Source organism: Polymorphobacter sp., assembly GCF_051860865.1.
In the GTDB taxonomy this organism is placed as follows: domain Bacteria; phylum Pseudomonadota; class Alphaproteobacteria; order Sphingomonadales; family Sphingomonadaceae; genus Sandarakinorhabdus.
This window is the reverse complement of record NZ_JBIMKZ010000106.1, coordinates 1-7,162: the sequence shown is the minus strand read 5'-3', so window position 1 is coordinate 7,162 and position 7,162 is coordinate 1. Positions and strand designations below refer to the sequence as shown.

The 7,162-nt window shown below is 67.1% G+C and carries 5 protein-coding genes and 1 pseudogene; 3 read left to right on the top strand and 3 right to left on the bottom strand.

Annotation, left to right across the window (positions count from 1 at the left end; all coding sequences use genetic code 11):
• Together ACTIFJ_RS14440 and ACTIFJ_RS14435 are read left to right on the top strand one after the other, a co-directional pair.
• Positions 1-212, top strand: a 212-nt coding sequence (locus tag ACTIFJ_RS14440; RefSeq protein WP_439534810.1) for a fluoride efflux transporter FluC, incomplete at its 5' end; no start/stop codon positions are given.
• Positions 212-1,279 (top strand): RluA family pseudouridine synthase, encoded by a 1,068-nt coding sequence (locus tag ACTIFJ_RS14435; RefSeq protein ID WP_439534809.1) that lies wholly within the window; start codon positions 212-214, stop codon positions 1,277-1,279. The genes ACTIFJ_RS14440 and ACTIFJ_RS14435, both read left to right, overlap by 1 nt.
• Before the next feature lie 42 nt (positions 1,280-1,321).
• On the opposite strand, the gene ACTIFJ_RS14430 is transcribed toward ACTIFJ_RS14435, so the two are convergent.
• Positions 1,322-3,784, bottom strand: coding sequence for a TonB-dependent receptor (locus ACTIFJ_RS14430; protein ID WP_439534808.1), 2,463 nt, complete (start codon positions 3,782-3,784; stop codon positions 1,322-1,324).
• Between the two features lie 218 nt (positions 3,785-4,002).
• Positions 4,003-5,574, bottom strand: a complete 1,572-nt coding sequence (locus ACTIFJ_RS14425) for a cisplatin damage response ATP-dependent DNA ligase (RefSeq protein ID WP_439534807.1) — start codon at positions 5,572-5,574, stop codon at positions 4,003-4,005.
• Between the two features lie 62 nt (positions 5,575-5,636).
• Here ACTIFJ_RS14425 and ACTIFJ_RS14420 point away from each other — a divergent pair, with 62 nt between their 5' ends.
• Positions 5,637-6,335 carry a MerR family transcriptional regulator gene (locus ACTIFJ_RS14420; protein WP_439534806.1) on the top strand — a complete coding sequence of 233 codons (699 nt, stop codon included), beginning with the start codon at positions 5,637-5,639 and terminating at the stop codon, positions 6,333-6,335.
• Positions 6,336-6,404: 69 nt separating this feature from the next.
• Here the strand turns inward: ACTIFJ_RS14420 and ACTIFJ_RS14415 are convergent.
• Positions 6,405-7,162 (bottom strand): annotated as a pseudogene (locus ACTIFJ_RS14415) (hypothetical protein); the annotation flags it as partial.

Genomic DNA, 7,162 nt, shown 5'->3' with positions numbered 1-7,162 from the left:
TGATTGCGCGCTTGGGTGGCGAGGGCGAGCCGCTGCGGCTGCTGCTCGGCGTCGGGCTGCTGGGCGGGTTCACCACCTTCTCCAGCTTCAGCGTCGAGCTGGTCGGGATGGTCAACCGTGGCGAGGTCGGCATGGCCGGCGCCTATGCGGTGAGTTCTGTGGCCGGCGGCGTGGTGGCGGCATTTCTGGGCATCGCCCTGGGGAGGGTTTGATGCCTGAGGCGATTGTTGCCGAGGACGATGACGGCATTCGCGTCGATCGCTGGTTCAAGCGGCACCAGCCGCTGGTCAGCTTCAACCTGGCCTCGCGCTGGGGACGCATGGGGCAGCTGCGGCTCGACGGCGCCAAGGCCGGGCCGGGCGACCGGGTGGCGGCCGGACAGAGGCTGGTCTGGCCGGAGATCGAGCCCGAGGCGGCCGCGAGCCGGCCGGTGGCGCGGCCGCGCGATGACCTGAGCGACGAGCAGATCGATTATGTCCGCTCGATGGTGATCTACATGGATGCCAATGCCATCGTCATCAACAAGCCGCCGGGGCTGGCGACGCAGGGCGGGACCGGGACCAGCACTCATGTCGACGGGCTGCTCGACGGGCTGATGTATGACCTCGACGTGCGGCCGAAGCTCGTTCACCGGCTCGACAAGGATACGTCGGGCGTGCTGCTGCTGGCGCGTACGGCGCGGGCGGCGGCCTATTTCTCCAAGGGCTTTGCCGGGCGCGAGGCGCGCAAATATTATTGGGGGCTGACCATCGGGCTGCCCCGGATCGAGGCGGGCGTGATCGAGGCGGCGCTGGCCAAGCAGCCGGGCAGCGGCGGCGAGCGGATGCATGTCGACGAGGAGGCGGGGTTGCCGGCGAAGACCCGCTACCGGGTGCTCGACCGCGCCGCCGGCCGCGCCGCCTGGGTGGAATTCATGCCGCTGACCGGGCGGACCCACCAGATCCGCGTCCATGCCGCCGCGATGGGGCATCCGCTGGCAGGCGACGCCAAATATGGCGGCAAGGAAGCGTTCCTGACCGGCGGGATCAGCCGCAAGCTGCATCTCCATGCACGGCGGCTGGTGATCGGCGCGCCGGGCGGCGGCAAGATCGACGTGACCGCCGAACTGCCGGGGCATATGGCCGACAGCTTCGCGCTGCTCGGCTTCGACCTGGCCAATGGCGCGCCGATCGTCGAGGCGCCGCAGCCGGTGGCCGCGGCCAAGCCGAAGGTGCGGCGGCTGTCTTCGTCCACCAGCGGCAACCGGCGGGGGGAGCGGCGGTCTCGCGGCAAAAGCTGACGGGCCGGGTCTGACGGGCCGGCCGTGGCCGGCCCTGAGCGATCAGAAGTTGAACTTGATGGTGCCGCCGAAGGTGCGCGGGTCGCCGAGCTGTGCGGAGATCAGGCCGGTGTTGCCGGGGGTGACCGCCAGCGATTCGAAATAGTTTTGCTGGAAGGCATTTCGCGCCCAGCCGAAGATGTCGACCTTTTCGGTGCGGTAGCCGAGGCGGAAGTTGTGCAGCGAATAGCCGTCGATGTTGGTGTAGATCGAGGGCGAGGCGTTGGACGAGAAGCTGGAGCGGTAGTTCCCGTCATAGCCGAAATAAACCTCGCCTTCCTGGCCGAGAAGAGCGGCGGGGATGTTGTATTCGCCCCCCCATGAAAAAGCCCATTTGGAAATGCCGGGCAGTACCGAGCCCGACACATCGCAGTTGACCGGGCTGTTGGCGCCCGGCGTGGCGGCCGGTCCCGGTGGTGTTCCACTGCCGCCTCCGGCGAGTTCCGGGGGGCAGGGGGCGTTGGTGAAGCGGGTGAACTTTGCATCGGTGAAGGCACCGCTGGCATAGGCGCTGAACCGGTCCGACGGGCGAACCGAGAAGTCCGCCTCCACGCCGCGTGACCGCACCTTGTCGGCATTGGCCAGATAGCCGCGCAGCACGTTGCTGCCGCTGATGTTGCTGATCACGCTGGCCTGGAAATCGTCGATCTCGGTCCAGAAGGCGGCGAGGTTGAGCGTGGCCCGGCGATCCCAGAACTGGGTCTTGAGGCCGAGCTCGAAGTGATTGACCTTTTCCGGATCGATGACAGCGACATCGAGCGCCGGCAGACCGTTGGGCAGGCTGGGCACGCCGTTCAGGTTGACGCCGCCGGTCTTGAACGACCGGGCATAGGTGGCATAGGCGTTGACGTCCTCGGTGAGAGCATAGGCGATGTTGAGGTCGTAGGAGAGATTCCAGGCGCTGAAGGGCACCTCGAAGAACTGCGAGGCCTGGAGACCGCGCTGCGCCGCCGTCCAGGGATCATTGTAGGAGGGGTGTGTGGTGTCGTTGGTGACCAGCTGGCGGGTGCCATTGGACGCGATGCCGGTGACGACCGAATCGTAGAGGCCGTCCTTCTTGTCATAGTTGACGCGGATGCCGGGCGAGATGGTGAGCCTGTCGGTCGCTTTCCAGTTGAGCTTGCCGAAGACGGCGACACTGGTGTTGTCCAGCCGGATGTCGTTGACGGCGGTGAGGCCGTTGAGCACGGCCGGGTTGTTCGACAGGGCGCTGGTTGGGTTGAGGAGCCAGGCGCTGCCGGCAGGACCGGTTTCCTGGATGCCGCTGGTCCGGATCTTCTGGTGGAAACCGAAGGCGCCAACGACGAAATTGACGCGCTCGGCTTCGTAATTGTAGCGCAGTTCCTGCGTATACTGGCTCTGCTTGGTGGGGTTGTTGACCTTGGTGTAGACGGGCAGGCCGGTGAAATCGCGGTCGTTGGCCGGCGTCCAGTCCCAATAGCGCCAGGCGCTGACCGAGGTCAGCGTGCCGCGACCCAAGTCCCATTGCAGCAGCAGCGACGCGCCACCGTGCTCGTTGCGGGCCCGGATCTCGGCGTCGAGGTCGGTGACGCGATCGAAAGGATTGGTGCTCGGGACCTGGTAGCCGGGGAAACGCGCGGTGAGCGCGGCATATTGGCGGTTGAGCGGGCGCTGGGTGGTGCCGACACCGGCATAGATCTGGACGCAGCAGATCGGATCCTGAACATTATAGTCACCGGCCAGCGTGATGCTGAGCGTGTCGGTCGGCTTCCACAGCAGGGCGCCGCGGACGCCCATATTGTCGATCGAGTTGACGAACTGGTTGGTGGCGACATTCTCGATGGTGCCCTGGCGATCGGTCACCGTCGCACTGATACGGGCCGCGAGCTTGTCGGTCAGCGGGCCGGAGACCGAGGCCTTGCCCTGCTTGAAATTATAGTTGCCGAGCGAGATCTCGGCCTTGCCCTCGAAATCGAAGCTGGGCGGGCGGGTGGTGATGTTGATGGCGCCGGCGGTGGTGTTCTTGCCATAGAGCGTGCCCTGCGGACCGCGCAGAACTTCGATCTGGTCGACGTCGACAAAGTCCAGCGTCGCCGAGGCGATGCGGTTGTAATAAACCTGGTCGATATAGATGCCGACGCCCTGCTCGAACCCGTCGTTGGTGAGGCCGAAGGGCGCGCCGATGCCGCGAATGTTGATGAAGGTGTTGCGCGGGTTGGTGGAATAGAATTGCAGCGATGGCTGGAGCTGGGTCAGCCGGTTGATGTTGAACACCCCCCTGGCATCAAGCGCTTCTCCGTTGACCACCGAAATGGCGACGGGCACGTCCTGGACATTTTCGGCGCGGCGCCGGGCGGTGACGAGGATCTCGCCGTCTGCGGGCGCGGCGGCGACCTGGGCATCGGCGCGCTGTGGCTCGGCGGTCTGCGCCTGGCCCGGCATGGGCGCGAGGGCGATGGCCATGGCGCCGAGGGCGATCCCATGCCGGTGTGAAGTGATGCGCATCCCTGTCTCCCGCTGTCGTTGTGGCGGCAGGGTATTCCTACTTGATTAGTAGGCAATCACAGAAAGGCTTTGCCGGCGGATAGATTTGGTTTCAACCATAGATATGGTTGGAATTATTCTTGTGTATGGATAGTCGCGCTGGGCTGGTAGAGTGGATCTTCTGCCGCGCCGTCGAAAATCATGCATCGCCGGCGTTGATATTGGCCGGTCGATAGTGGTCAGGTCGCCAGTCGGCGCAGGCTGTCGATGGTGTCGGCTTCATGGGCCGGTTTGTCCGGTCGCAGGCGGTGGAAGCGGGGAAAGCGCATGGCCAGGCCGGACTTGTGGCGGCTGGAGACATGGACCGAATCGAAAGCGACCTCGACGACATAGCTTTTCTCGACCTCGCGGACCGGGCCGAAGCGGGCGGTGGTATGGGCGCGCACCCAGCGATCGAGATCCTTCAATTCGGCATCGGTGAAGCCGGAATAGGCCTTGCCGACCGGCAGCAGCGTGCCGTCCTCGTGCCAGGCGCCGAAGGTGAAATCGCTGTAGAAGCTCGACCGCTTGCCGTGGCCGCGCTGGGCGTACATCAGCACGCAATCGGCGGTAAGCGCCTGGCGTTTCCATTTGTACCAGAGACCGACGCGGCGGCCGGCGACGTAGGCACTGTCGCGATGCTTGAGCATCAGGCCCTCGATGCTGGCATCGCGGGCGCTGTCCCGGAGCGCGGCCAGGCTCGGCCAGTCCGGCGCCTCGACAAGGGTGGACAGGTCGAACCGCTCCGGATCGAGCGCCGGCATCAGGGCTTCGAGCGCCGCGCGGCGGGCGTGCCAGGGCAGCGGGCGCAGGTCCTCGCCGGCGATCGACAGGGCGTCATAGAGGCGGACGAAGGCCGGGGCTTCGGCGATCAGTTTTGCGGCGGGGGTCTTGCGGCCGAGGCGCTTCTGCAGGGCGTTGAAGCTGGCGGCCTCGCCGCCCTGGGCAGTGCCGCGCACGAGCAGCTCACCGTCGAGCGTGGCCGGCGTGGCGAAGGCGGCGGCGACATCGGGGAAGCTGTGGGTAATGTCGTCGCCCGAGCGGCTGTAGAGGCGGGTCTGGCCGCCGGCATGGACGAGCTGGACGCGAATGCCGTCCCATTTCCATTCGGCGGCATGGGTGGCGAGATCGAGGCTGTCGGCCTCTAGCGGATGGGCGAGCATGAACGGCCGGAAGACGGGGAGATCGCCGGCGACCGGCGCGGGCGCATGGCCTTCCGCCCAGGCGAACAAGGTCGGATAGGGCGGGGCGAGGGCGTGCCAGACTTCCTCGACCGCCTCGACATCGAGGCCGAAGGCCTGGGCGAAGCCGGTCTTGGCGAGCCGGGCCGAGACGCCGACGCGCAACGACCCGGTGGCGAGCTTGATAAAGGCGTAGCGGCCCTGGGCATCCAGGCTGTCGAGCAAAGCCGCGACGGTGGCGGGGGCCTCGGCCCGGCCGAGCGTGGCGAGGGTTCTCACCACGCTGTCGAGGCTGGGCGGTGGCGGCATCGGCGTCTCGGGCAGGGGCCAGAGCAGCGAGATGGTTTCGGCCATGTCGCCGACGAAATCATGGCTGAGGGCGAACAGTACCGGGTCGTGCCGCGCCGAGATCAGCGCCTTGAGCAGGCTCGGCTGGACCGCCTTGAGATCGAGGCCGCCGGTCAGCGCGGCGAGCGCCCAGCCGCGATCCGGATCGGGCGTGGTACGCAGATAGTCGCCGATCAGCCGCAGCTTGGCGTTGCGGCTGCCGGTGAACAGCAAGGCATCGAGGAGGGTGGCGAAGGCCTGCATTGTTAAATCTTCACCATGTTCGACGCTTTTCCTCACTCCGCCCGATCTGATATGCGCTGCCTATGCGCATGAAGGAATTGGAAAAGACGAGCGGGGTGGGGCGGGAGACGATCCGTTTCTATATTCGCGAAGGTCTGTTGCCCGAGCCTGAACGCGCCAGCCGCAATTCCGCCTTCTACAGCGAGGAGCATGTCAGGCGGCTGAAGGCGATCAAGCGCCTGCAGGAAGAGTTGTTCCTGCCGCTGGCGGTGATCAAGTCGGTGCTCGATGCCGACGATGGCGACCGCTGGCTGGCGCCGGACGCGTTCCCGATGCTCGATGCCATGCTCGCGGCGCGGGTCGGCGGCGTGCAGGCACCGGAACTTCTGGCCGATGTGGAGGCGCGGCTGGAGATGGAGCCGGGGACCGCGGAGGGGTATATCGCCATCGGCATGATCAGCGTCGATGACGAGGGCCGGGTCTCGGGGCGCGACGTGAAGCTGCTAATGACGTTGAAGCGGCTGGTCGATCTCGGCTTTTCGAGCCGCAACGGCTTTCTGCCGGCACATATGGGCTTTTATGTCGAGCTGATCGACTGGGTGGTGGCGCAGGAGATGAAATTGTTCTTCGGGCATCTGGCCGGCAATGTCGGCGAGGCCGAGGCGGCGGACATGGCGCTCGAGGGGATGAACATCATCAACGAGATCATCGGGCAATTGCATCTGCGTGCCAGCTTGCGAATTCTCGGCACGCGACGGCGGATCGCCCAGGACCGGGGTTAGATACGGGTTAGGCGGGGAGGGCCTGGCCCCTCGCGATGACGGTCGCGGGGGGCTGAACCCGTGGGACGGTCAGAAGCTGGTGCTGAGGGTGACCGTGGGGCCGCTGCCGGGCTCGGCGTTGCCGGCCAGCCGCTGACGGTAATCGGCGGCGATCTCGAAGCCGAAGCGGCCCTGGCCGAGGCGCATCACGGCGCTTGGGCCGAGATCGAGCCGGCCGATGGTGAGCGGGCCGGCCTTCTGGACGCTGCCCCAAGCGCCGAGGCCAGCGGCGATCGACACCGGGCGGCTGAGGATCGGGGTGAGGGCACGTGCCTGGCCGGCGCCGACGAGGTCGCCGTTGCCGAGCAGGCTGACTTCGCCATAGGCATCGGCGTCCAGCGCCATGCCGCGGGCGCGCAGGCGGCGGCTGGTGCCGGCGCTGAGCCGCAGCAGCCAGTCATCGCGGGCAAGATCGCCGAGCGACACCAGCCGCTCGGCGCTGATGGCGACGGCGGGGGTGGCCTGCCAGCGGACACCGAAGGCGGCCTGGGCGGTGCGATTGTCGGTACGGCCATTGGCGTCGGTGGCGGCGTTGACGCGGGCGATGGCGGCCAGCGGCCGGCGGGCGAGCGGGCTGGGCGTATAGGCGACCGAGAAGCCGCTCTGGCTGGCGCCGAGCAACGGGCCGGTGGCGATGCCGGTGGCGGGGTCCAGGCCCGATTCGCGGACAAGCGCAAAGGCCTGGCCCGACCATTTGCGGCGCAGCGCCTGGGCATCGCGGCGCCATTGGGCGGCGCGGGGATCGGGTGCGTCGGCGCTGGCGGCGAGTGCGGCATCGAACAGCCGCA